The sequence below is a fragment of the Streptomyces sp. bgisy130 genome, from assembly GCF_057708345.1.
The window spans coordinates 87,424-107,645 of sequence record NZ_JBYISA010000021.1 but is presented as its reverse complement, the minus strand read 5'-3'; the positions used below and the strand labels follow the sequence as shown (position 1 = coordinate 107,645).

General features: G+C 71.8%; 22 protein-coding genes. 11 read left to right on the top strand and 11 right to left on the bottom strand.

What is annotated here, in order from left to right; genetic code table 11:
* Positions 1–6: 6 nt before the first annotated feature.
* Positions 7–927, bottom strand: coding sequence for a hypothetical protein (locus AC3EUV_RS25090; RefSeq protein WP_432143982.1), 921 nt, complete (start codon positions 925–927; stop codon positions 7–9).
* Positions 928–1,004: 77 nt separating this feature from the next.
* Between AC3EUV_RS25090 and AC3EUV_RS25085 the strand changes: the two genes are divergently transcribed.
* From AC3EUV_RS25085 to recX, 4 genes are all read left to right on the top strand, one after another.
* Entirely contained in the window at positions 1,005–1,199 is a 195-nt protein-coding gene (locus AC3EUV_RS25085) for a DUF3046 domain-containing protein (protein ID WP_432143981.1), read from the top strand.
* A gap of 114 nt (positions 1,200–1,313) precedes the next feature.
* Complete coding sequence (locus tag AC3EUV_RS25080) at positions 1,314–2,552, top strand: AI-2E family transporter (protein ID WP_432143980.1); 1,239 nt, start codon at positions 1,314–1,316, stop codon at positions 2,550–2,552.
* A 265-nt stretch (positions 2,553–2,817) separates the two neighbouring features.
* Positions 2,818–3,936 carry a recombinase RecA gene (gene recA, locus AC3EUV_RS25075; protein ID WP_432143979.1) on the top strand — a complete coding sequence of 373 codons (1,119 nt, stop codon included), beginning with the start codon at positions 2,818–2,820 and terminating at the stop codon, positions 3,934–3,936.
* Between the two features lie 6 nt (positions 3,937–3,942).
* Positions 3,943–4,599, top strand: coding sequence for a recombination regulator RecX (gene recX / locus AC3EUV_RS25070; RefSeq protein ID WP_432143978.1), 657 nt, complete (start codon positions 3,943–3,945; stop codon positions 4,597–4,599).
* 123 nt (positions 4,600–4,722) lie between these two features.
* On the opposite strand, the gene AC3EUV_RS25065 is transcribed toward recX, so the two are convergent.
* The 8 genes from AC3EUV_RS25065 to AC3EUV_RS25030 form a co-directional block, all read right to left on the bottom strand.
* Complete coding sequence (locus AC3EUV_RS25065; protein WP_432143977.1) at positions 4,723–5,112, bottom strand: rhodanese-like domain-containing protein; 390 nt, start codon at positions 5,110–5,112, stop codon at positions 4,723–4,725.
* Positions 5,109–5,651 carry a cupin domain-containing protein gene (locus AC3EUV_RS25060; protein ID WP_432143976.1) on the bottom strand — a complete coding sequence of 181 codons (543 nt, stop codon included), beginning with the start codon at positions 5,649–5,651 and terminating at the stop codon, positions 5,109–5,111. Before AC3EUV_RS25060 ends, AC3EUV_RS25065 begins: the two co-directional genes overlap by 4 nt.
* A 78-nt stretch (positions 5,652–5,729) precedes the next feature.
* Positions 5,730–5,816: a putative leader peptide gene (locus tag AC3EUV_RS25055; protein ID WP_311044721.1), complete on the bottom strand. Its 87-nt coding sequence runs from the start codon at positions 5,814–5,816 to the stop codon at positions 5,730–5,732.
* Positions 5,809–7,605 (bottom strand): FAD-dependent monooxygenase, encoded by a 1,797-nt coding sequence (locus AC3EUV_RS25050; protein ID WP_432143975.1) that lies wholly within the window; start codon positions 7,603–7,605, stop codon positions 5,809–5,811. The genes AC3EUV_RS25055 and AC3EUV_RS25050 overlap by 8 nt, the downstream gene beginning before the upstream one ends.
* Before the next feature lie 183 nt (positions 7,606–7,788).
* The gene (locus AC3EUV_RS25045) at positions 7,789–8,724 is read right to left on the bottom strand and encodes an amino acid ABC transporter permease (protein WP_432143974.1); all 936 of its coding nucleotides are present in this window, start codon (positions 8,722–8,724) and stop codon (positions 7,789–7,791) included.
* Positions 8,725–8,797: 73 nt separating this feature from the next.
* Positions 8,798–9,445: an amino acid ABC transporter permease gene (locus tag AC3EUV_RS25040; RefSeq protein WP_432143973.1), complete on the bottom strand. Its 648-nt coding sequence runs from the start codon at positions 9,443–9,445 to the stop codon at positions 8,798–8,800.
* Between the two features lie 132 nt (positions 9,446–9,577).
* On the bottom strand, positions 9,578–10,486 hold the full coding sequence (locus AC3EUV_RS25035; protein ID WP_432143972.1) for a glutamate ABC transporter substrate-binding protein: 909 nt from the start codon (positions 10,484–10,486) through the stop codon (positions 9,578–9,580).
* A gap of 56 nt (positions 10,487–10,542) precedes the next feature.
* A complete protein-coding gene (locus AC3EUV_RS25030) occupies positions 10,543–11,328 on the bottom strand; it encodes an amino acid ABC transporter ATP-binding protein (RefSeq protein ID WP_432143971.1) in 786 nt (261 codons plus the stop codon).
* A 278-nt stretch (positions 11,329–11,606) separates the two neighbouring features.
* Between AC3EUV_RS25030 and AC3EUV_RS25025 the strand changes: the two genes are divergently transcribed.
* The 3 genes from AC3EUV_RS25025 to AC3EUV_RS25015 all read left to right on the top strand — a co-directional run bounded on the left by AC3EUV_RS25025 (position 11,607) and on the right by AC3EUV_RS25015 (position 14,195).
* A complete protein-coding gene (locus AC3EUV_RS25025) occupies positions 11,607–12,347 on the top strand; it encodes a response regulator transcription factor (protein WP_432143970.1) in 741 nt (246 codons plus the stop codon).
* 16 nt (positions 12,348–12,363) lie between these two features.
* A complete protein-coding gene (locus tag AC3EUV_RS25020) occupies positions 12,364–13,779 on the top strand; it encodes a sensor histidine kinase (RefSeq protein WP_432143969.1) in 1,416 nt (471 codons plus the stop codon).
* A 212-nt stretch (positions 13,780–13,991) separates the two neighbouring features.
* Positions 13,992–14,195 (top strand): cold-shock protein, encoded by a 204-nt coding sequence (locus tag AC3EUV_RS25015; protein WP_327224273.1) that lies wholly within the window; start codon positions 13,992–13,994, stop codon positions 14,193–14,195.
* A 92-nt stretch (positions 14,196–14,287) separates the two neighbouring features.
* Here AC3EUV_RS25015 and AC3EUV_RS25010 read toward each other — a convergent pair whose 3' ends face one another.
* On the bottom strand, positions 14,288–15,283 hold the full coding sequence (locus tag AC3EUV_RS25010) for a TAXI family TRAP transporter solute-binding subunit (protein WP_435603946.1): 996 nt from the start codon (positions 15,281–15,283) through the stop codon (positions 14,288–14,290).
* Between the two features lie 385 nt (positions 15,284–15,668).
* Here AC3EUV_RS25010 and AC3EUV_RS25005 point away from each other — a divergent pair, with 385 nt between their 5' ends.
* From AC3EUV_RS25005 to AC3EUV_RS24995, 3 genes are all read left to right on the top strand, one after another.
* Positions 15,669–16,211, top strand: a complete 543-nt coding sequence (locus tag AC3EUV_RS25005) for a DoxX family protein (protein ID WP_432143967.1) — start codon at positions 15,669–15,671, stop codon at positions 16,209–16,211.
* 94 nt (positions 16,212–16,305) lie between these two features.
* The gene (miaB, locus tag AC3EUV_RS25000) at positions 16,306–17,820 is read left to right on the top strand and encodes a tRNA (N6-isopentenyl adenosine(37)-C2)-methylthiotransferase MiaB (RefSeq protein WP_432143966.1); all 1,515 of its coding nucleotides are present in this window, start codon (positions 16,306–16,308) and stop codon (positions 17,818–17,820) included.
* A gap of 68 nt (positions 17,821–17,888) precedes the next feature.
* Positions 17,889–18,599 carry a class III extradiol dioxygenase subunit B-like domain-containing protein gene (locus AC3EUV_RS24995; RefSeq protein ID WP_432143965.1) on the top strand — a complete coding sequence of 237 codons (711 nt, stop codon included), beginning with the start codon at positions 17,889–17,891 and terminating at the stop codon, positions 18,597–18,599.
* A 70-nt stretch (positions 18,600–18,669) separates the two neighbouring features.
* Here the strand turns inward: AC3EUV_RS24995 and AC3EUV_RS24990 are convergent, their stop codons facing one another.
* Complete coding sequence (locus AC3EUV_RS24990; RefSeq protein ID WP_435603945.1) at positions 18,670–19,050, bottom strand: hypothetical protein; 381 nt, start codon at positions 19,048–19,050, stop codon at positions 18,670–18,672.
* A gap of 181 nt (positions 19,051–19,231) precedes the next feature.
* On the opposite strand from AC3EUV_RS24990, the gene miaA reads away from it, so the two are divergent.
* On the top strand, positions 19,232–20,170 hold the full coding sequence (gene miaA / locus AC3EUV_RS24985) for a tRNA (adenosine(37)-N6)-dimethylallyltransferase MiaA (protein ID WP_432143963.1): 939 nt from the start codon (positions 19,232–19,234) through the stop codon (positions 20,168–20,170).
* Positions 20,171–20,222 lie beyond the last annotated feature (52 nt).

Genomic DNA, 20,222 nt, shown 5'->3' with positions numbered 1-20,222 from the left:
GACGCCCTAGAGGCGGCGCCCGTACGCCCGGAGGGTGAGCAACGCCTTGAGCGTCACCATCGGACGGCTCTCCAGCGCTGTCCCGGGTGCCCACACCCGCCAGTTCACCGGCCAGCCGCCGTCCTCCTCCTGGAGCGCGACGAGATGATCCAGGGCCCGCTCCATCTCCTCGTCGGTGAACCAGTCCCGGGCCAGTGAGCCGGGCGCGGGCGCGAAGTCGTAGGCGAGGTGGTGCTCCCCGGGGGCGTACCCGGGTGCCACGGGGACGTCCGCGGCCTGGTCCGGGTCCAGCAGCACCAGACGCCGGTCCCGTACGAGCCGGCCGAGCCGCTGCGCCGCCGCGGCGGCCCGCGGCCGGTCCGGGGCGCCGTCCAGGAAGGCCACCGCCGCCTCGACCTCGTACGGGTGGGTCTCCTCCATCGACTCCACGGCCGCCCAGCAGTAGTCCGTGGCCCGGAACAGCCAGGCGTGCCACACCTCGTTGCGGTGCAGGACACCCACCACGGGACCGGTGGCCAGGAGGGCGCTCGGCGGATCGTCGACCACCGGGATCCAGGGCGCGGACGGATAGCCGCGCAGCGAAGGGTGCAGCGCGGGCAGCGCGCCCTCCGGGGTGGAGATCTTCGTCAGATAGCGGCAGATCCGCTCCACCTGGCGGCCGTCGCACCGCCCGATCAGATCGAGGACCTTCAGGGCGTGCGCGGTGTGCAGCGGCTGGCTGACCGGGCCGCGAAGATCGGGCTCCAGGGCGTGGCCGAAGCCGTCGTCGTCGTTGCGGTACGCGGCGAGCGCGGTCTCCACGGGGTCGGCCCCGCCGCCGAGGAAGTGGTACTCGAAGAGCCGCTGCTCGAGCACCCGGGCGGTCAGCCAGACGAATCGCTCGGCTCGCGCCAGAGGAGTCGAAAGTGAGCTTACGTTTTCGGCCATGGGCTGACCGTAGGGCCGTTTTCTCCTGGTGGCACCGGCTCGCGACCGCTGCCCTCCCAGGGCGGGATACTGAAGGCATGCGGTTGACGGTCTTCTGGCAGCGGATGGCGGATCACTTCGGTGCGGCGTATGCCGACTCCTTCGCGCGCGATCATGTGATGTCCGGCCTCGGCGGCCGGACCGTGCACGAGGCGCTGGACGCGGGGTGGAGCGCCAAGGAGGTGTGGCGGGTGGTCTGCGCGGTCATGGAGGTGCCGCCGGACCGACGCTGAACGGGGCCTTCGCAGGGCTCTGACCTGCGCGGAAGAGGGCCTGAGGGTCGAGCGGGGACGGCCGGGCACGGCCCAGGACCGGGAATGTCCTGACCGTACGCGACACTTGGCTTCGTGCCCGAGTCAGATGAGATCCCCAGCAACGACGTCCCACCTCCCCAGGACCGGTCCGATGCGCGGATGCCGCGCTGGCTGCCGCGCGCCATGGTGCTCGCGCTCGCCCTGGTGGCCTGCTACCAGCTCGCCACCTGGGGATTCCACCAGCTGATCACGCTGCTGCTGAACGTGCTGATCGCGTTCTTCCTCGCGCTGGCCGTCGAACCGGCCGTCGACTGGATGGCGGCCCGGGGCATGCGGCGCGGGCTGGCCACCGGTCTGGTCTTTCTGAGCATCCTCGTCGTCGCCGCCGGATTCTTCGCGCTGCTGGGCTCCATGCTCGCCGGCCAGATAGCCAACATGGTCGAGGAGTTCCCGCAGTACTTGGACTCCGTGATCAGCTGGATCAACAACACCCTGCACACCCACCTCTCGCGGGTCCAGGTGCAGAACAACCTGCTCAAGTCGGACTGGCTCCAGAAGTACGTCACGGACAGCGCCAACAACGTGCTGGCCGTCTCCGCGACGGTGCTGGGCAGTCTGTTCAACCTGCTGACGGTGGCGCTGTTCTCGTTCTACTTCGCCGCCGACGGCCCCCGGCTGCGCCGCGCGCTGTGCTCCGTGCTGCCGCCGCACCGCCAGACGGAGGTGCTGCGGGCCTGGGAGATCGCGGTCGCCAAGACCGGCGGATACCTCTACTCGCGCGGCCTGATGGCACTGATCTCCGGCGTCGCTCACTACGTGCTGCTGGAGATCCTGGGGGTCCCGTATGCCCCGGCACTGGGCATGTGGGTGGGCCTGGTCTCCCAGTTCATCCCGACCATAGGGACCTATCTCGCGGGCGCCCTGCCGGTCCTGATCGCGTTCACCGTCGATCCCTGGTACGCCCTGTGGGTCTTCGGCTTCGTCGTGATCTACCAGCAGTTCGAGAACTACCTCCTCCAGCCGCGGATCACCGCCAAGACCGTGGACATCCACCCCGCCGTCGCCTTCGGCTCGGTCGTCGCCGGCACGGCCCTGATGGGCGCGGTGGGCGCACTGATCTCGATCCCGGCGACGGCGACCCTGCAAGCCTTCCTCGGCGCGTACGTGAAGCGGTACGAGGTCACCGACGACCCGCGGGTACACGGCAGACGCGAGCGCGGGGTCCGGGCCCTGGCCCGGATGCGGCGGAACCTGCACGACGCGCAGCCGTCGGCTCCGCTGGAGGACCGGAAGGCGGACGACGCCCGGGCCGAGGGCCAGGACGCCGGCTGACGCAGGCGCACCATCGAAGGGGCGGGAGCGGCGTTGCCCGGGGCGGTTCCCCGCCCGTCGCGCGGGGCGTTCCCCGCCGACGACGCATGGGCGAGGCCGCTTGACACCAAAATCGAACATCCATTCTCATGGGAGTTCCGGCCGCTGTCCTCGGGCTTTTCGCGGAGTTATCCACAGGCCGGAGCCGGGTCCGGGCGCATTGTCAGTGGCAGGCGTTAGCGTCATGGACGTGAAGCGATCGACTCAAGCAAATCGGGTGGAACCCATGGCAGGCACTGACCGCGAGAAGGCGCTGGACGCCGCGCTCGCACAGATTGAACGGCAATTCGGCAAGGGCGCCGTGATGCGCATGGGGGAGCGGTCGAAGGAGCCCATCGAGGTCATCCCCACCGGATCCACCGCCCTCGACGTCGCGCTCGGCGTCGGCGGCCTCCCCCGCGGCCGCGTCATCGAGGTCTACGGCCCGGAATCCTCCGGTAAGACGACCCTGACCCTGCACGCCGTCGCGAACGCCCAGAAGGCCGGCGGCTCCGTCGCGTTCATCGACGCCGAGCACGCGCTCGACCCGGAGTACGCCAAGAAGCTCGGCGTGGACACCGACTCCCTGATCCTGTCCCAGCCGGACAACGGCGAGCAGGCACTGGAGATCACGGACATGCTGGTCCGCTCCGGCGCGCTCGACCTCATCGTGATCGACTCCGTCGCCGCCCTGGTGCCGCGGGCCGAGATCGAGGGCGAGATGGGTGACTCCCACGTCGGCCTCCAGGCCCGGCTGATGAGCCAGGCACTGCGCAAGATCACCAGCGCACTCAACCAGTCCAAGACCACCGCGATCTTCATCAACCAGCTCCGCGAGAAGATCGGCGTGATGTTCGGCTCGCCGGAGACCACGACCGGTGGCCGTGCGCTGAAGTTCTACGCCTCGGTGCGTCTCGACATCCGCCGCATCGAAACCCTCAAGGACGGCACGGACGCGGTCGGCAACCGCACCCGCGTCAAGGTCGTCAAGAACAAGGTCTCCCCGCCCTTCAAGCAGGCCGAGTTCGACATCCTCTACGGCCAGGGCATCAGCCGCGAGGGCGGCCTGATCGACATGGGCGTGGAGCACGGCTTCATCCGCAAGTCCGGCGCTTGGTACACCTACGAGGGCGACCAGCTCGGCCAGGGCAAGGAGAACGCCCGCAACTTCCTCAAGGACAACCCGGATCTCGCCAACGAGATCGAGAAGAAGATCAAGGAGAAGCTCGGCATCGGCGTGCAGCCGAAGGACCCGGCGGCGGAGCCCGGCACGGACGCCGCGGTGGCGGCGGCCGACCCGGCTGCGGCTCCGGCACCGGCGGCCAAGACCGCCAAGGGCTCCAAGGCCACCGCGGCCAAGAGCTAGCCCGCCATGACGCGGCGAACGGAATGGCCGGGCAGCGAGGACGAGACCGACAGCGCTGCCGGCGACGCCGAGACCCGTAGCGGCCGCAGGGGCCGTCATGGCCGTGAGGACAGCGGTGGCCCCTCCTCGTCGAGGGCCGAGTCGGGGCCACCGCGTACACCCGAGGAGCAGGCGCGGGCCATCTGCCTGCGCCTGCTCACCGGGAACCCGCGTACGCGCAAGCAGCTCGAGGACGCCCTGCGCCGGCGGGGCATCCCCGAGGAGGCCGCGGACGAGGTGCTGTCCCGCTTCGAGGACGTCGGGCTGATCGACGACGCGGCCTTCGCCGACGCCTGGGTGGAGTCCCGCCACCATGGACGCGGCCTGGCCCGGCGCGCCCTGGCCCGCGAACTCCGCACCAAGGGAGTGGATTCCGCCCTCATCGATGTGGCCGTCGGCCGCCTCGACTCCGAGCAGGAGGAGTCCACCGCCCGCGAACTGGTCGACCGCAAACTGCGTGCCACCAGGGGCCTGGACCGCGAAAAGCGCCTTCGCCGTCTGGCCGGAATGCTGGCCCGCAAGGGATACCCGGAGGGCCTCGCCCTCCGCGTCGTCAAACGGGCGCTGGAGGAGGAAGGCGAGGATCCGGATTTCCTGGAGCAGCACGGTCTGCCGGATGTGTGAGGGGCGACGGCCGGCCCCGTAGCCGTCAGCGAATCCGGCCGGCCGGTGACCGGGCGGCCGTGCACCGGGCTCGGCGGGGCACTGGGGCTGCCGGGGCACTGGACTCAAGGGCGACTGACCCCCTCAGCCTCCCCACCCCCTCACCCCCAACCCCGCCCCCCTCCACGCCTGGAACCCCCCTGCCAAATCGGTGGCCCGGTGCAGCCCCAGCTGGCGTAGGGAGAGGGCGGCGAGGCTCGATGCGTAGCCCTCGTTGCAGATGACGACGACCGGCAGATCGTGGTGCGTGGCTTCCGGGGCGCGGTGTGCGCCCGTCGGGTCGAGCCGCCATTCCAGCTCGTTGCGCTCGATGATCAGGGCGCCGGGGATGGTGCCGTCGCGCTCCCGCAGCTCCGCGTAGCGGATATCCACCAGCAGTCCGCCCGCTTCCTGGAGGGCGGCGGCCTCCAGGGGGTCCACCCGGTGCCCCAGTTGGCGCCGGGCGTGTTCCAGCAGTGCGTCGACCGCGCTCATGCCCACTCCTCCGGCTGCTCGACCGCTTCGAGCCGCAGCACCGGCCCGGTGCGGCTGTAGCGGCGCATCAGCGGCAGCGGCGGGTAGTAGGCGTGCACCGACACCGCATGGGTGTCCGCGGAGAGGTTGAGTACCTGATGCACATGGTGCGGGCCGAACGCCCGCCCGTGCCCGTCGCTGAGCCGGCGTTCCCGGTCCACGTCGTCGGCGAGTTCCAGGGTCTTCCAGCCCTCGGTGGGCAGGGCGGCGGTGAGCGACTGTTCCGTCAGCTCACCCGCGGCCGCCGCGAAGGCGCCGCGCGAGCCGCCGTGGTCGTGCCAACCGGTGCCGGTGCCGGGCGGCCAGCCGATCAGCCAGGCCTCGCTGCCGCCCGGCCCGTCCAGCCGGAGCCAGGTACGTCCTTCGGGGTCGAGCGGGAGGGAAGCGACCAGGGCCCGGTCGGTGGCGGCCCGGCGGGCGAAGTCGAGGAGTTCGGAGGCGCTGGGCCCGCCGTCCTTGCCGAGGGCAGGCGGGCGCGCAGGGGTGTGTACGTCGGGCACGGAAACCGTCCTGAGTGATCGCGAAGAGGCGCGGCTGCCGGTCGGAGGCGGGCGGCCGCGCGGGGCAGAAGATGCGGATCAGCAGGACGGACGACACATGCAGCCCGCGTAGCGGACCAGGTCGAGATGGACCCTCCGCCAGAATCGCGAGCTGTGATCAGTCATTCTCGGAGTGAAGCACGGAGCTTCCCACAGGGTCAACCGCGGCGGAGTCCCCCTCTCCGGCCGCGTCGCCCCCGGGTGCCGCGGCGTTACGGCCGGCCCCGGTCACCGGCCCGTGTGCCCCGCCCCGTACGGCGTTCGCGCACGCGGCCATCTCGGCCGGGCGGACGCCGGACAGCGCGGTGACCAGATGGCCGTCCGGCCGTACGAGCAGCACGGTGTGCGCGGAGGCACCCGGATAGGACTCGGTGACCAGGATCTCGGCGTCCATCGGCAACGCGTCGACCGCATCGGCCAGTCGGGGCATCAGGCCGGCCGACTGCCAGTGCCGACGGTCCCAGACGCCGGTGCCGGGGGCCACCAGCACCACGAGCAGACCGCGCCCGAGCCGGTCGCGCAGCCGCACCACCGAGCCGTCCGACGCGGTCACCGCCACATCCGTGACCGGCGCGCCGGGCGGTGTCTCGACGAGGATTCCGCCGGTCTGCCCGTCGGGCGGTCCCAGCGGGGTGCGGGCATAGACCGGCGGTGCGCCGAGCGGGCCGCGGCCCAGGTGGCCGTCGGTCAGCAGGGTGCTGCGGCCGCGCGCCGCGCCCGGAAGGACGGTGCGCCACCGGGCCGCGCCGCCGTCCCGCAGCAGCGGCAGCGCCTGGTCCGCGGCGCGCAGCCGGGCCGCGACCGCGCCCCGGCGCTCGGCCTGGTAGCTGTCGAGCAGCACCTCGGACGCGCCGTGATGCCAGGCCAGGCCCAGCTTCCAGGCGAGGTTCTCGGCGTCCCGCAGCCCCTCGTCCAGGCCCTGGGTGCCGAGCGCGCCCAGCAGATGGGCGGCGTCCCCGGCGAGGAAGGCCCGGCCCTGCCGCCAGTCCCGGGCCAGCCGGTGGTGGACGGTGTGCACGCCGGTGTCGAGGAGTTCGTACGGCGGGACCAGCCGACCGTGGCCGCGCCCGCGGGGGAGTGCGCCGTCGTTCTCGGCGCCGGGCTCGTCGGCGGGGCCGGCCGGGGACTCGCTGGTCCAGCCGGCCAGCGAGTCCCGGATCCGGGCGACCAGGGCGTCCGGGGTGACCAGTTCGCGCCCGGGCGGCAGCAGCCAGTCCAGCCGCCAGACATGGCCGGCCAGCGGGCGGGCCGAGACCTCGTCGCCCGGCCCGCCGCCCGGCCGGGGCGGCGAGCGGTGCAGCAGGGCCTCGCCGGGCCAGGGGAGCTCGCAGCGCAGCGCGGCCACCGCATGCCGTTCGACGGCCGTACGGCCCGGGAAGCGGACGTCCAGCAGCTTGCGGACGGTCGACCGGGGCCCGTCGCAGCCGATGAGGTAACTCCCGCGCCACCACGTGCCGTTGGGGCCGCGGGTGTGGGCGCTGATGCCGTGCTCGTCCTGTTCGAGGTCGGCGAGCCGGCTGCCGGTGACGATCTCGGCGAGCTTCTCGTGGGCGAGTGCGGTGCGCAGGGCGCGGGTGAGCGCGTGCTGCGGGAGGTGGAGCGGGGACGCGGTGGCGGGGGCGGCCGCGCCGTCCGGGGTCCGTGGTGGAGCGAAGGCGACGCGTTCCCGCAGGCGCCGGCGGCGCATGGTGCGCCAGGCGGTCCAGTGGGCGCCGTCGCTCTCCAGGGTGCCGGCGCAGCCGAGCCGGGCGACGAAGGCGGCGGTGTCCGGGCGGAGCACGACGGTGCGGGCGGGCCGGGCGTCCTCCTGGCCGGTGGTCTCGTCGAGGACGACGGTCGGGACGCCGAGGCGGGCGAGGGCGAGCGAGAGGGAGAGGCCGACCGGGCCGGCCCCGACGACGATCACCGGGTCCACGGCGCAGCTCCCCGGGGCCGCTGGTACGTACGGGACATGCGGGAACTGGCAGTTGGAGCCCGGTGCGTGATCACACAGCGTATGCAACCCACTGCGACCGCTCGCGTCAAGTGACGGAGGCGGTGGCGGGGGTGCCACCGCCTCCGGACGGATCGATATCGGCCGCGGGCGGCCTGGGGTGCGTCAGTCCTTCGTGGCGGCCGGGCCGTCCGGCACCGCGTCGGAGACCTCCATCGCGTCGGTGGCCGTGACCGGCTCACCGGCCGTGGCGACACCGATGCCCGTCTTGGCCCGCCGGCCGCGCCGCTCGATCCAGTTGGCGAGGGCGGACAGCGCCAGGCACATCGCGACGTAGATGGTGCCGGTGACGATGATGAACGGCACGTAGGTGTCATTGCCGTTGACGATGATGTTGGTGCTCATCTGGCGGGCGGTGAAGAGCAGTTCCTCGAAGGTGATGATGTAGCCGAGGGAGGTGTCCTTCAGCGTCACCACGAGCTGGCTGATGATCGTCGGCAGCATCGCCCGCACGGCCTGCGGGATCAGCACCGTCGTCATGACCTGCGTCTTGCTCATGCCCAGGGCGTACGCGGCCTCGCGCTGCCCCGTGGGCACGGAGTTGATGCCGGCCCGCAGCACCTCGGCCTGGACCGAGCCGTTGTAGACCGTCAGTCCGATGACCAGGGCCCAGAACTGCGGCTGGTCGCCGGTCAGACCGAGGCTTCCCCGGTTGCTGAGCAGGATCACCCACAGGGCATAGATGGTGATCAGCAGCGGTACGGCGCGGAAGAGCTCGATGAAGCCGGTCGCCAGCCAGCGGACCGGCCGGTGGTCCGAGAGCCGCGCCACCGCGAGCAGCACGCCCAGCGCCAGTGACAGCACCGCGGCGACCGCGAAGACCTGAAGCGTGGTCACCAGGCCGTCGCGGATGTTGGTCCGCACACCGGCGTTGTTGAAGATGTTCCACACCTCGGGCTCCAGCTGGCCCTGGGTGTTCAGCCGCAGCACGGTGAAGACGATCAGGGCCAGCACCGCGAGCGAGCCGGCCACGGAGTAGACGAGGTTGCGTGTCCTCGCCTTCGGTCCTGGTACGTCGTAGAGAACGCTGGCGCCGCTCATGCCCTTACCTCGCTTTGTTCCGCCGCGCCTGCGCGTGGCACCCACGTCGTGCTGATCCGCCCCTCGCGTCCGCTCATCGGGCCACCCCCATACGGCGCTCCAGTAGCCGGAAGAGGGCGCTGATGGCGAAGGTGATGATCAGGTAGGCGAGCGCGGTCCACAGGAAGATCCAGGCGATCGCGTAGCCCTTGTCGTTGAGCAGCTTGGAGACGTTGAACAGTTCGCCGTAGCCGAACGCTCCGGCGATCGCGGAGTTCTTCGTCAGCGCGATGAAGATGCTGCTCAGCGGGGGCAGTACGGTGCGCGTGGCCTGCGGGAGCACGATCTGGCCCAGCGTCTGGGAGAACGTCATACCCAGGCTGCGCGCGGCCTCCGCCTGTCCCAGCGGCACGGTGTTGATGCCGGACCGCACCGCCTCGCACACGAAGGAGGAGGTGTAGAAGCCGAGCGCCAGTGTGGCGAGCACGTAAGGGCTCGCCCCCTGGAAGAGGACCTGCGGTACGACGAAGAAGGCGACGAGGAAGAGCAGCGTCAGCGGTGTGTTGCGCAGCACCGTGACCCAGGCCGTCCCGAAGGCGCGCAGCGGCGGAATCGGAGAGACCCGGAAACCGGCTATGAGCACGCCGAGTACCAGCGCGAGCAGGGCGCTGGACGCGGTGATCGCCAGGGTTCCGAGGAATCCGTCCCGGAACTCGGGCAGATAATCGAGGAGTACGTTCATGGGGTCTCCGCGGTAGCGGTCATCGGGTCGACGGCGGGAAGTGGATCAGCAGCGGGCGAAGACACCGCGCGCCCCGCACACCCGCCGCGGCGGGCGTACGGGGCGGCATGGTCCGGTGGGTTCGCGGGCGCCTCAGTAGCGGGGCAGCGGCGTCTCCGGGGCGACGTACTTCGACCCGGACTTGCCGAGCGTGCCGTCGTACGCCTTCTTGTAGTCGTTGTTCTTGATGTGGTTCTCCAGCGCGTCGGTGATCGCGTCGCGCAGGGCCTTGTCGTCCTTGTTCATGCCGACGCCGTAGGGCTCCTTGGTGAAGGACTTGCCCACGACCCGCAGCTTCTCGGGGCGCTGTGCGGCGTAGCCCTTGAGGATCGCGTCGTCGGTGGTGACCGCGTCGACCTGGCCGTCCAGCAGAGACTTCACGCAGTCCGAGTACTTGGACTGCTCGCTGGTGTCGGCGCCGTACTTCTTCTTCTTGATCTCCTGGAGCGGAGTGGAGCCGACGATCGAGCAGACCTTCTTGCCCTTGAGGGTGTCCGGTCCGGTGATGGCCTTGTCGTCCTTGCGCACCAGGAGGTCCGCGCCGGCCGTGTAGTACGGGCCCGCGAAGCCGACCTGCTTCTTGCGCTCGTCGTTGATCGTGTAGGTACCGACGTAGTAGTCGACCTGTCCGTTGGAGATGGTGGTCTCACGGACGTTGGAGTCGATCGTCTTGAACTCGATCTGCTTCGCCGAGAAGCCGAGGTCGGCAGCGACCATCTTGGCGATCTCGATGTCGAAGCCGGAGTACTTGCCGGTGGTGTCCTTGAAGCCCAGGAACGGCTGGTCGGCCTTGACGCCGACGACGATCTTCTTGGCCTTCTGCGCCTTCTTCAGCACCGGCGAGTCGATCTTGGGCGCCGAGGCGACCTTGTACTCGCCGCTGAAGACATCCCCGCCGGCCGGCTTGTCGCCCGCCGCACCCTTGTCGCCGCCACAGGCGGTCGCCGTCGCCGCCAGCGCGAGCACCACCGCACCGGCCGCAGCCGTCTTACGAATCCTCATGGTGAACATCCTTTGGTTCAACAGGTGTTGGCAATGATGGTGGCCCGACTGCGGGCTCAGTGATGGAGGATCTTCGACAGGAAGTCCTTGGCGCGGTCGCTGCGCGGGTTGTTGAAGAACTGGTTCGGCTCGGCCTCTTCGACGATCCGGCCGTCCGCCATGAAGACGACCCGGTTCGCCGCGGAGCGCGCGAACCCCATCTCATGGGTGACGACGACCATCGTCATGCCGTCCCGGGCGAGCTGCTGCATGACATCCAGCACCTCGTTGATCATTTCCGGGTCGAGCGCGGAGGTCGGCTCGTCGAACAGCATCACCTTCGGGTCCATCGCCAGCGCACGGGCGATCGCCACCCGCTGCTGCTGACCGCCGGAGAGCTGCGCGGGGTACTTGTCCGCCTGGGTGCCGACACCGACCCGGTCGAGCAGGGCGCGGGCCTTCTTCGCGGCCTCCGCCTTGTCCGTTTTGCGGACCTTGGTCTGGCCCAGCATCACATTCTCGAGCACGGTCTTGTGCGCGAAAAGGTTGAAGGACTGGAAGACCATGCCCACGTCGGCGCGCAGCCGGGCCAGTTCGCGGCCCTCCTGCGGCAGTGGCTTCCCGTCGATCGAGATGCTGCCGCTGTCGATGGTCTCCAGGCGGTTGATCGTGCGGCAGAGCGTCGACTTGCCCGAGCCCGAGGGCCCGATCACGACGACGACCTCGCCGCGGTTGATCGTCAGGTCGATGTCCTGGAGCACGTGCAGCGCGCCGAAGTGCTTGTTCACGTTGTCCAGCACGACCAGCTGGTCCGCTGCCGGCGCGGGACCGTCGGCGTTCTTGGTCACCGATACTTCGCTCATCGGCGTGTAGCTCCGTCCTCCTCGGTTGGGAGGACCCTAGTAACGCCCCGCGACCAGCGTCATTACATCTGAGGGGAACTTGAGCATAACGATCCGGCCGCGACGGGACCCCGGGCGCGCAGCGCGGCATCCGCGGTGGACACGACGCCATGGTGGTGTGCGCGGAGTACCGGCTGGGTAACGGATGGCGGCGCGGAGGTGGCCACCTCTTGACGCATGGGCCTTCCATCGCCGTAGATGCCCTGTGGCCTGTACGCATGCACCCGGAAGGAGGCCAGATGAGACTGCTGCTCGTCGAGGATGACGATCATGTCGCCGCGGCCCTGTCCGCGGTGCTCGCCAAGCACGGCCTGGCCGTCGTGCACGCGCGCAACGGCGAGGACGCGCTCAAGGCCCTGCTGCCCGACGAGGGGGAACCGTTCGCGGTGGTGCTGCTCGACCTCGGGCTGCCCGACCAGGACGGCTTCGAGGTGTGCGGCCGGATCCGCAAGCTCTGCGCCACCCCCGTCATCATGGTCACCGCGCGCTCCGATGTGCGCTCGCGCATCCACGGGCTCAACCTCGGCGCGGACGACTATGTCGTCAAGCCGTACGACACCGGTGAGCTGCTGGCCCGTATCCACGCGGTGAGCCGGCGCAACGCCCCCGGCGGCGGTGAGCAGCCCGCCGAGGAGAGCACCGCCGATGAGGCGCTGCGCCTGGGTGCGGTCACCGTCGAACTCTCCACCCGCCAGGTGGCGGTGGACGGCGCCGCGGTCCCGCTCACCCGCAAGGAGTTCGACCTGCTCGCGCTGCTCGCCCAGCGCCCCGGTGTGGTCTTCCGCCGGGAGCAGATCATCAGCGAGGTGTGGCGCACGAGCTGGGAGGGCACCGGCCGGACCCTGGAGGTGCATATCGCCTCACTCCGGGCCAAACTGCGCATGCCCGCACTGATCGAGACGGTGCGCGGGGTCGGCTACCGCCTGGTCGTCCCGGCCGCCGGCCCGGGGGTGCGGACGTCTGCCGCCCCGGCCTCCTGAAGGCCGCCGCGACCACGTGCGCACCCGACTCCTCCCGCTCCTCATCGTCCTCATGGCCGGTGTCCTGCTCGCGCTCGGCATCCCGCTCGGCGTCATCACCGCCGGGGTCGAGCAGCAGCGGGTGGTCGTCGACCGGATCGACGACGCCGCCCGCTTCGCCTCCCTCGCCCAGTTCGTCACCGCCCGTCCCGACGCGGACGCCCACCACAAGACCCCGGAGGAGGACGAGCGGCGCGCCACCCTCCGTACCGAGCTCGCGCGCTACTACGACCTCTACGGCATACGTGCCGGTGTCTTCTACCGCGATCGCACCCCCATGGCCGCCGCCCCCGTCGGCCTGCCGGTACCCCAGGACGGTGAGGCCGCACGAGCCTTCAGCGAGGCGCTGGCCGGCCGCCGCAGTCATGACCCGCACCAGGTCTGGCCCTGGGACGACAAGGGCCGCATCCCGGTCGCCTCACCGGTGATCCGCGACGGCGACGTGGTAGCCGTCGTGATGACCGACTCGCCCACGGGGCAGCTGCGCTCGCACGTCCTGCGCGGCTGGCTGCTGATCGCGGCCGGCGAGTGCGCGGCGATGCTCGTCGCCGTCGCCGCGGCCTTCCGCCTCACGGGCTGGGTGCTGCGGCCCGTACGGGTGCTGGACGCGGCCAGCCACGACATCGCCACCGGCCGGATGAACGCCCGGGTCGCCGCCACCGCGGGCCCGCCCGAACTGCGCCGGCTGGCCCGCTCGTTCAACGAGATGGCCGACAATGTCGAGGACGTCCTGGAGCAGCAGCGCGCCTTCGTCGCCGACGCGTCCCACCAGCTGCGCAACCCGCTGTCCGCGCTGCTGCTGCGGATCGAGCTGCTGGCCCTCGAACTCCCCGACGGCAACGCCGAGATCGCCTCGGTCCGCACCGAGGGCAAGCGGCTGGCCCGGGTCCTGGACGATCTGCTCGACCTCGCCCTCGCCGAACACACCGCCGCCGACCTCCAGCTCACCGATGTCGCGGCGCTGGCCGCCGAACGCGTCGACTCCTGGCGCCCGCTGGCCGACGACAAGGGCGTCGGCCTCACCTATGAGGGGCACAGCGCCGTCACCGGCTGGGCCGACCCGGTGGCCCTCTCCAGCGCCCTGGACGCCGTGATCGACAACGCCCTGAAGTTCACCCCGGAGGGCCGTCCGGTCACCGTCGGCGTCGCACCGGACGGCGAGCGTGTCCACATCACCGTCGCCGACCGGGGCCCCGGCCTCACCGACGACGAGCTCGCCCGGGTCGGCGACCGCTTCTGGCGCAGCAGCCGCCACCAGAACGTCTCCGGGTCGGGACTCGGCCTGTCGATCACCCGCGCGCTGCTCACCGCGGGCGGCGCCGGCATCACCTACGCCCCGCATCCGCCGCACGGGCTGAAGGTCACCGTCACCGTGCCGCGCACCGCGCCGTGAGGGAGCCGGTGCGGAGGAGCCGGCGGCCCCGCCGACTGTGCTACCGTCGACGGCGTTGCAGTTGTGGTACCCATGAACTATGTGCGCGCCCGGAGGCTGGATGCCCCGGGCGTTCCTTGTTTTCCCGGACCTGTTCCGGTGTGGGGCAATCATCTCGGCGACAAGGAGGCCGTGCAGTACGGTCTCCCGTTTGCCCCATGAAGGAGAAAAACATGGCTTCCGGCACCGTCAAGTGGTTCAACGCGGAAAAGGGCTTCGGCTTCATCGAGCAGGACGGCGGCGGCCCCGACGTCTTCGCCCACTACTCGAACATCAACGCGCAGGGCTTCCGTGAGCTCCTCGAGGGCCAGAAGGTCACCTTCGACGTGACCCAGGGCCCCAAGGGCCCGCAGGCGGAGAACATCGCCGCTGCCTGACGCACCGCGTCCCGTGAGCGGGGCCCGCACCGGCACGTCCGGTGCGGGCCCCGCTCCGTTCGCGGGTCGGCCCCGGCGGACGCCTCAGGGCTTCAGGGCTTCTGCGACACGTAATAGCGCCGGGCCCCGGTGTGCAGCTCCAGCGGGTCGGTGAACACCGCTGTCCGCAGATCCACCTTCTGCGCGGCATGTACCTGGCGTCCGATCCAGTCCCGGCTGTCGATGACGGTCCGGGTGATGCCCTCGGTCAGCGCGGCGTCCTGGCGATCGGTCGTCACCAGCAGATTCGCCACCGCGATCGTCTTCACGGCCTGCCCGCCCTGGGCCCTCGGGTAGGCGTCGGCGGGCATCACCGCGGCCCGGTAGTAGCGGGTGCGCTCGCCCTGCCGGTGCAGCGCCTCGCTCAGATCCCCGAGCGGGACCAGCCGCACCGGGAAGCGCTGCGCCAGCTGCTGCACCGCCGTCGTCGGCAGCCCGCCGGACCAGAAGAAGGCGTCCAGCTTGTGCTGCTCCAGCAGCTGCGGCATCCGGTCGATGCCGACCCGCACCGGCTTGATGTCCGTGGCGAAGTCCAGCCCGGCCGCCTCCAGCAGCCGCCGGGTGATCAGCTGGACGCCGGAGCCGTCGGTCCCGACCCCGACCCGCAGCCGCCGCAGATCCTTCGTCGAGCGCACCGGGGAGTCCTTCGGCACCACCAGCTGCACGTAGTCGTCGTACAGCCGCGCGCAGGCCCGCAGCCGGTCCGCGCCCGGCTCGCCCCTGATCTTGTACGTGGCGACCGCGTCCGCCGTCGCGATGCTGTACCCCGCGCGCCCGGCGACGAGCTGCCGCAGATTGTCGATCGAGCCCTCGCTGCGGGCCAGCCGCAGATCCACCTCCGGCAGGTCACGGGCCAGATCCTGCTTCAGCAGCTCCCCGTAGCGCGCATAGACGCCGGTCGGGACGCCCGTCGCCAGCGTCACCCGGCCCCCGGGAGCCGGCGCAGCGCCCGTCGACATCAGCCACCACAGCACCGGCCCGAGGACGACCAGTGCCGCGATCGCCGCCTGGACGGCCCGGCGACCGGTGCGGGGGAGTGCTGTGACCATGGGCGGGATCCTGCCAGGACCGCGGCGGGAAAGGGAGGGGTGGGGCCCGTTCTGTGAGGTCACCGGTGTCCGGACCGGCTCTCCTGGCTGCCGGCGCGGTACGGTCCGCCGCCCTGGGGAGCCGGGAACGGACGGCGTCACGGCCCAGGGACCCGACCGCGCTTGCGCCCACCACAGCAGGAGTTACGGTGGCGACGTGGCGCCCGGTCCGCTCCGGCGGCAGCGGGCAGCCCCTCCCTACCTGGATCCAGCGGGGACCCGGCACGTCCCCCCACCGCGCGCCCGGCGGCGCGCACGCCAAGAGAATTCCTCCACCCTCAGCGCACCGGCGCCGGTGCCCCCACACCACGGCCCCCTGATGCGCCGGTGCGGGAAGCGACATCTCATGAAACCGCCCACCGCACTGCGGCCCGACACCCGTGCCCGGTCCGAGGCCGTCCGCCCACCCCCGGCTGCCGCCGATGCCGGGCTGCTCCTCCTGCGGCTGGCCGTGGGACTGATCCTGGCCGGCCATGGCGCCCAGAAGCTCTTCGGATTCTTCGGGGGCCGCGGGCTCGAAACCACCGGCAAGGGCTTCGAAGCCCTTGGATACCGCCCCGGCACCTTCTTCGCCGGCCTCGCCGGAGTCTCGGAGGTCCTCGGCGGCCTCGGCCTCGCCCTTGGACTGCTCACCCCCCTGGCAGCCGCCGCACTGATCGGCGTGATGATCAACGCCATGGTCCTCGCGGCGCCCAAGGGACTCTGGGCGGAGGCCGGCGGCCTCGAATATCCGCTGACCATAGCCGTCGTCGCGCTGGCCGTCGCGGCCACCGGCCCCGGCCGCTACGCCCTCGACCGGCCCTTCCGCTGGGGACACGGCGGCTGGCGCAGCGCCGCCTTCGCCCTGGGAGCCGGCGGCCTCGGCGCCGCCCTCGTACTGGCCCTCTGAGCGGACCGCCGGGCCTTCCCGCGCCCGGTGCCGGATGATCCCGGCCACGCCTCCGGCGTCCGGAGGTACTTCCGGCACCGCCTACCCTTGTGGCATGAGCAGCAGCGACCGGAGCCAGGCAGTGGGCGTCAGCAAGAGTTACGAGATCCGCACCTACGGGTGCCAGATGAACGTCCACGACTCCGAGCGGTTGTCCGGCCTGCTGGAAGAGGCCGGATACGTGCCCGCGCCAAAGGACGGCGACGGCGCCGATGTGGTGGTCTTCAACACCTGCGCGGTGCGGGAGAACGCCGACAACCGGCTCTACGGCAATCTCGGTCAGCTCGCTCCGAAGAAGGCCGCGCGGCCCGGCATGCAGATCGCCGTCGGCGGCTGCCTCGCCCAGAAGGACCGCGACACCATCGTCAAGAAGGCCCCCTGGGTCGACGTGGTCTTCGGGACCCACAACATCGGCAAGCTGCCGGTGCTGCTGGAGCGTGCCCGGGTCCAGGAAGAGGCGCAGGTCGAGATCGCCGAATCGCTGGAGGCGTTCCCCTCGACCCTGCCCACCCGGCGGGAGAGCGCCTACGCGGCCTGGGTCTCCATCTCCGTGGGCTGCAACAACACCTGCACCTTCTGCATCGTGCCCGCGCTGCGCGGCAAGGAGAAGGACCGCCGGCCCGGCGACATCCTGGCCGAGATCGAGGCGCTGGTCTCCGAGGGCGTCAGCGAGATCACCCTGCTCGGCCAGAACGTCAACGCCTACGGCTCCGACATCGGCGACCGTGAGGCCTTCAGCAAGCTGCTGCGCGCCTGCGGCGCGATCGAGGGCCTGGAGCGGGTCCGCTTCACCTCCCCGCACCCCCGCGACTTCACCGACGACGTCATCGCCGCCATGGCCGAGACGCCGAACGTGATGCCGCAGCTCCACATGCCGCTCCAGTCCGGCTCCGACCGCGTCCTGAAGGCGATGCGCCGCTCGTACCGCCAGGAGCGCTTCCTCGGCATCATCGAGAAGGTGCGCGCCGCCATGCCGGACGCCGCGATCTCGACGGACATCATCGTCGGCTTCCCGGGCGAGACCGAGGAGGACTTCGAGCAGACCCTGCACACGGTCCGCGAGTCCCGTTTCGCCCAGGCCTTCACCTTCCAGTACTCCAAGCGCCCCGGCACCCCGGCCGCCGACATGGAGGGCCAGATCCCCAAGGCCGTCGTCCAGGAGCGCTATGAGCGCCTGGTCGCCCTCCAGGAGGAGATCTCCTGGACGGAGAACAAGAAGCAGGTCGGCCGCACCCTGGAGGTCCTGGTCGCCGAGGGCGAGGGCCGCAAGGACGAGGCGACCCACCGTCTGTCCGGCCGTGCCGCCGACAACCGGCTGGTCCACTTCACCCGCCCCGAGGAGCCGGTCCGCCCCGGCGATGTGGTGACCGTCGAGGTCACCTACGCCGCTCCGCACCACCTCCTGGCGGAGGGCCCGGCCAAGGCGGTCCGCCGCACCCGCGCCGGGGACGCCTGGGAGAAGCGCAACGCCGCCCCGGCGGACAAGCCCCAGGGCGTACTCCTGGGCCTGCCCACCATCGGTGCCCCGGCACCGAGCCCGGCGCCCGCCGCCGGCTGCGGCTGCGACTGACCCGGTCCCGCGCAGGCGGCCCCAGGGCACGGCGACCGCCCCGCACCAGGGGCGTTACGCTGCGTGTCATGCTCGTAGCCGCCGCCCTCTGCCCCTGCCCGCCGCTGCTCGTCCCGGAGGTGGCCGCCGGGGCGGCGCCCGAACTCGACGCGCTGCGCGCCGCTTGTCTCGACGCGATCGGCGTGCTCGCCGCGGCCCGCCCCGACCTGCTGGTCGTCCTCGGCCCCACCGACGAAGCCGGCCAGGGCCGGTACCCCCAGGGCACCTTCGGCTCCTTCCGCGGCTTCGGGGTGGACCTGGAGGTGCCGCTGGGCGCCGCGGAGACCGTGCCGGACCGGGAACTCCCGCCGTCGCTGTCCGTCGGCGCCTGGCTGCTGTCCCGTACGGACTGGGACGACGCCCCCGTGGAGGGGCTGGGAGTGGCCGTGTCGACGCCCCGCGACCGCTGTCAGGGGCTGGGCCGGAAGATCGCCGCGGCCGCTCCCCGGGTCGCCCTGCTGGTGCTGGGCGACGGCAGCGCCTGCCGGACGGTGAAGGCGCCCGGCTACTTCGACGAGCGGGCCGAGCCCTTCGACGCCGAGGTGGCCGCCGCCCTGGGCGGCGCCGACACCGCCGCACTGGCCGCTCTCGACGAGCAGCGCGCCGCCGGCCTCCAGGCGTCCGGACGGGCCTGCTGGCAGGTCCTGGCGGGCGCGGCGGAGAACGCGGACCGGAGCGGCCGGCTGCTCCGTGAGGAGGCCCCCTACGGGGTGGGCTACTTCGTGGCGGCCTGGTCGTAGCGCACCCGCACGAGGGGGACGCCCACGGCCGCGGGGCGCCTCGCCCGCGGCCGTCGTGGTCGTGCTCCGGTCAGCGCGCCTGGTGCCGCGCGCCGTCGCTGTCCGCGGCGGCCTCCGCCGACTGCTGCCGGGGGATTCCGGCGCTCTCACCGGCCTGCTCCGCGCGCGGTGTCCCGGCGTCCGCCGCCTCCGCTGCCGCGTCGCCGGACGCCTCCGGAGCAGCCGCGGCCTCCTCCGCTTCCGGCGCCTCTCCGGCTTCCGGCGCGGCCGCCGCCGGGCGCTCGGCGCCGTCCGCGGCCTCTTCGGCGCGCTCGGCGGTTCCGGCGTCCCCGGTCTCCGCCGGAACCGCCGACGCCGTCGGCTCCGCCGCCTCGGCCGCCTCCGCCGTAGCGGCACTCTCCTCCGTCAACGCGTCGGACTGACGGCGGCGAAACCGCGAAAACACACCCATAACTGCTCCTACGCTCTTCATGTGGCGACATCCCGGCCCGCCCGGGAGCGGACCGTTGCGCCGCCCGCGGGCGCCGGGTGCTGCGCCGGCTCTCGGGACCTCGCAACAGGCAACGAGGTCATCGGTGGCCCGTCACGTCGCTCGTTCGGGATGGGGGCGTGATGTTTGCGAGACTGACGGGGTGAACACCGCCGTTCCCGCTCCGCGGGTCATCGCCGTCGTCGGCCCCACCGCGGCCGGAAAGTCCGATCTGGGCGTCGCGCTCGCACAACACGTGGGGGGCGAGGTCATCAACGCCGACTCCATGCAGCTCTACCGCGGCATGGACATCGGCACCGCCAAACTCACGCCCGAGGAGCAGCAGGGCGTCCCGCACCGCCTCCTGGACATCTGGGACGTGACCCGCGCCGCCAACGTCGCCGAGTACCAGCGGCTGGCCCGCGCCGAGATCGACCGGCTGCTCGCCGAGGGCCGCACCCCGGTCCTGGTCGGCGGCTCCGGCCTCTACGTACGCGGCGCCATCGACGCGCTCGACTTCCCCGGCACCGACCCGGAGGTGCGCGCCCGACTGGAGGCCGAACTCGCCGAACTGGGCAGCGGCCCCCTCCACGCCCGGCTGGCCGCCGCCGACCCCGAGGCCGGCCGCGCGATCCTGGCGAGCAACGGCCGCCGCATCGTGCGCGCCCTGGAGGTCATCGAGATCACCGGCCGCCCCTTCACCGCCAACCTCCCCGGCCATGAAGCGGTCTACGACACCCTCCAGATCGGCGTCGATGTCGCGCGCCCCGAACTCGACGAGCGGATCGCGCTGCGGGTCGACCGAATGTGGGAGGCGGGTCTGGTCGACGAGGTGCGCCGGCTGGAGGGCGCGGGGCTGCGCGAGGGCCGTACGGCGTCCCGGGCGCTCGGCTACCAGCAGGTGCTCGCCCAGCTCGCGGGGGAGTGCACCGAGCAGGAGGCGCGTGACGAGACGGTGCGCGCCACCAAGCGCTTCGCGCGCCGCCAGGACTCGTGGTTCCGCCGGGACCCGCGGGTCCACTGGCTCAGCGGCGCCGCCGAGCACCGGGGAGAACTTCCGGGACAGGCACTGGCGTTGCTCGAACGACCGGTCACAGCCTGATCACGTCATGGCATCGGGACGCTCCGGCCGTCATCCGGGCCCCTGAGGGCGT

Bases quoted from the DNA above. Each gene is read 5' to 3' on its own strand.
- AC3EUV_RS25045 (WP_432143974.1), bottom strand. From the start codon at position 8,724: ATGAGCGGCGCCAGCGTTCTCTACGACGTACCAGGACCGAAGGCGAGG.
- AC3EUV_RS25015 (WP_327224273.1), top strand. From the start codon at position 13,992: ATGGCTTCCGGCACCGTCAAGTGGTTCAACGCGGAAAAGGGCTTCGGC.
- AC3EUV_RS25025 (WP_432143970.1), top strand. From the start codon at position 11,607: ATGAGACTGCTGCTCGTCGAGGATGACGATCATGTCGCCGCGGCCCTG.
- AC3EUV_RS25090 (WP_432143982.1), bottom strand. From the start codon at position 927: ATGGCCGAAAACGTAAGCTCACTTTCGACTCCTCTGGCGCGAGCCGAG.
- AC3EUV_RS25030 (WP_432143971.1), bottom strand. From the start codon at position 11,328: ATGAGCGAAGTATCGGTGACCAAGAACGCCGACGGTCCCGCGCCGGCA.
- AC3EUV_RS25005 (WP_432143967.1), top strand. From the start codon at position 15,669: ATGAAACCGCCCACCGCACTGCGGCCCGACACCCGTGCCCGGTCCGAG.
- AC3EUV_RS25085 (WP_432143981.1), top strand. From the start codon at position 1,005: ATGCGGTTGACGGTCTTCTGGCAGCGGATGGCGGATCACTTCGGTGCG.
- AC3EUV_RS25055 (WP_311044721.1), bottom strand. From the start codon at position 5,816: ATGACTGATCACAGCTCGCGATTCTGGCGGAGGGTCCATCTCGACCTG.
- recA (WP_432143979.1), top strand. From the start codon at position 2,818: ATGGCAGGCACTGACCGCGAGAAGGCGCTGGACGCCGCGCTCGCACAG.
- miaB (WP_432143966.1), top strand. From the start codon at position 16,306: ATGAGCAGCAGCGACCGGAGCCAGGCAGTGGGCGTCAGCAAGAGTTAC.
- AC3EUV_RS25040 (WP_432143973.1), bottom strand. From the start codon at position 9,445: ATGAACGTACTCCTCGATTATCTGCCCGAGTTCCGGGACGGATTCCTC.
- recX (WP_432143978.1), top strand. From the start codon at position 3,943: ATGACGCGGCGAACGGAATGGCCGGGCAGCGAGGACGAGACCGACAGC.
- AC3EUV_RS24990 (WP_435603945.1), bottom strand. From the start codon at position 19,050: ATGGGTGTGTTTTCGCGGTTTCGCCGCCGTCAGTCCGACGCGTTGACG.
- AC3EUV_RS25035 (WP_432143972.1), bottom strand. From the start codon at position 10,486: ATGAGGATTCGTAAGACGGCTGCGGCCGGTGCGGTGGTGCTCGCGCTG.
- AC3EUV_RS25010 (WP_435603946.1), bottom strand. From the start codon at position 15,283: ATGGTCACAGCACTCCCCCGCACCGGTCGCCGGGCCGTCCAGGCGGCG.
- AC3EUV_RS24995 (WP_432143965.1), top strand. From the start codon at position 17,889: ATGCTCGTAGCCGCCGCCCTCTGCCCCTGCCCGCCGCTGCTCGTCCCG.
- AC3EUV_RS25065 (WP_432143977.1), bottom strand. From the start codon at position 5,112: ATGAGCGCGGTCGACGCACTGCTGGAACACGCCCGGCGCCAACTGGGG.